The sequence below is a fragment of the Terriglobales bacterium genome, from assembly GCA_035543055.1.
Taxonomy (GTDB): domain Bacteria; phylum Acidobacteriota; class Terriglobia; order Terriglobales; family Acidobacteriaceae; genus JAIQFD01.
Genome location: DATKKJ010000144.1, coordinates 1 through 2,295 on the forward strand (window position 1 = coordinate 1; position 2,295 = coordinate 2,295).

The 2,295-nt window shown below is 62.8% G+C and carries 2 protein-coding genes; one reads left to right on the forward strand and one right to left on the reverse strand.

The window, feature by feature from the left end; translation table 11 throughout:
• On the reverse strand, positions 1–1,281 hold a 1,281-nt coding region (locus VMS96_09920), incomplete at its 3' end, for a RelA/SpoT family protein (GenBank protein HVP43740.1).
• A gap of 99 nt (positions 1,282–1,380) precedes the next feature.
• Between VMS96_09920 and VMS96_09925 the strand changes: the two genes are divergently transcribed.
• On the forward strand, positions 1,381–2,274 hold the full coding sequence (locus tag VMS96_09925) for a TIGR01777 family oxidoreductase (GenBank protein ID HVP43741.1): 894 nt from the start codon (positions 1,381–1,383) through the stop codon (positions 2,272–2,274).
• Positions 2,275–2,295 lie beyond the last annotated feature (21 nt).

Genomic DNA, 2,295 nt, shown 5'->3' on the forward strand with positions numbered 1-2,295 from the left:
GGAGTGAATGGTGTAGGCAAAATCCACCGGCGTGGCCTCACGCGGCAGGATGACGATCTTGCCCTTGGGCGAGAAGGTGTACACCTCTTCCGGATACAGGTCGATCTTCAGGGTGGAGAGAAACTCGTTAGGGTCGGGGACTTCGCGCTGCCACTCCACCACCTGCCGCAGCCACGCCAGGCGCTTCTCATCCACCGCCGAGATGGGCCCGTCCTTGTACTTCCAGTGAGCTGCGATGCCCTCCTCGGCCATCTTGTGCATCTCTTCGGTGCGGATCTGCACCTCGAAGGCGTGGCCGTTCTCCGCGATCACCGTGGTGTGCAGGGACTGGTAGAGATTGGGCCGCGGCATGGCGATCATGTCTTTGATGCGCCCGGGCACCGGCCGCCACTGGTTGTGGATCAAACCCAACACCGCATAGCAATCGTTCACCGACTGGGTGATGATGCGTAGCGCCATCATGTCGTAAATCTGGTCCACCGAGATGTGCTGCTTCTGCAGCTTCTGCCAGATGCTGTAGATGCGCTTGGTGCGCGCTTCCACTCTGGCTTCGATGTTGTTCTCGCGCAGCTTCTGCTCGATGACGCCTTGGGTCTTCGCCAGGAAGGCCTCGCCCTCCTTGCGGCGCGATTCAATGGCGTCCTTGACCTGGTGGTAGGCGATGGGATCGACGTACTGGAACGCCAGGTCCTCGAGTTCGCCGCGGATCTTGCCCATGCCCAACCGGTGGGCGATGGGGGCGTAGATCTCCTGCGTCTCGCGCGCGATCTTCACCTGTCGGTCAGGCTGAAGGTGTTCGAGGGTGCGCATATTGTGCAGCCGGTCGGCCAGCTTGATCATGACCACGCGGATGTCGTCCACCATGGCCAGCACCATCTTGCGGACGCTCTCGGCCTGCGCCTCTTCGCGCGAGGCAAACTCAATCTTGCTGATCTTGGTGACGCCCTCGACGATGTGCGCCACCTGCTCGCCAAATTCGTTGCGAATGTCGTCCACCGTCACGTCGGTGTCTTCAACGGAGTCGTGCAGCAGGCCGGAGGCGATCGCCGTGGTGTCCAGTTGCATGTCCGCCAGCACCGAGGCCACTTCCAGCGGATGTACCAGGTAGGGCTCGCCCGAGGCGCGGGTCTGGCCCTGGTGATGCCTCAGGGAGAAGTCGTACGCTTTCTTGATCAGCGTAAGATCGTCACTGGGACGATAAGTTTTTACTTTGCGCAGGAGATCGCGAAAGCGGGTGACGGTGAGAACGTTGGTCGCGATCTGTTGGCGGAAAGTCGCCATGAGCGATTATACGAGAAAGTCGCGCCTGTGTATGAGGCGTGCGCGCTTGTGGGCCACCGTCGAGGGTCCGCTTCGTATCAATTAAAAAGGAAAAGCGCTATGCGAATTCTCATCAGCGGAGCTTCGGGCTTTCTTGGGGGCGCATTGCGCCCCGCGCTGGTGGCTGCGGGCCATTCCACCGCCGCGCTGGTGCGCCGTCCCCCTGCCGGCGATCAAGTGCAATGGGACCCTGCCAGCCCGCTCGATCCAAGCTGCCTCGAAGGTTTCGATGCCATCATCCACCTCGCCGGCAAGAACATCTCCGGGCACTGGTCGGAGAAATTCAAGCGCGAGGTACGCGAGAGCCGCGTGCAGGGTACGGGTACTCTGGCCACGGCCGCCGCCGAATCCTTCCGCCAGACGGGCAAGCCGGGTGTATTCGTTGCAGCTTCCGCCACGGGGTATTACGGGAACCGCGGCGACGAGGAGCTCACCGAGACAAGCCCTCGCGGCCAGGGCTTTCTCGCCGATGTTTGCCAGGAGTGGGAAGATGCGGCGGCCCCGGCTGTGGCCGCGGGCGTCCGCGTGGTGCATGTTCGTATTGGGGTGGTCCTGGCGAAAAATGGCGGCGCTCTCGCCGCCATGCTCACTCCGTTTCGACTTGGCCTCGGCGGCCCGGTCGGCGACGGTCGCCAGTTTTGGAGTTGGATCACCCTCGACGACGTTGTCGGCGTCTTTCTCTTCGCGCTCACCAATGAAAAACTCGCCGGAGCCGTGAATGCGGTCGCGCCGGGACCTGTGCGCAATGCGGAGTTCGTTCGCGAGTTGGGAAGGGCGATTCATCGACCCACGGTCTTTCCGCTGCCCGCGTTCGTGGTTCGCACTCTGTTTGGCGAGATGGGGGAAGAGCTGCTGCTGGCTTCAGCCCGCGTCCAGCCCGCCAAGCTCGAAGCCGCCGGTTATTCCTTTCGGCATCCCGAGCTGGCCGACGCCCTGCGGGCGGCGCTCGGCTGACGCCGCTGCCCAGTCGCTGTC

Coding starts and splice junctions, on each gene's coding strand:
- VMS96_09925 (HVP43741.1), top strand. CDS start 1,381: ATGCGAATTCTCATCAGCGGAGCTTCGGGCTTTCTTGGGGGCGCATTG.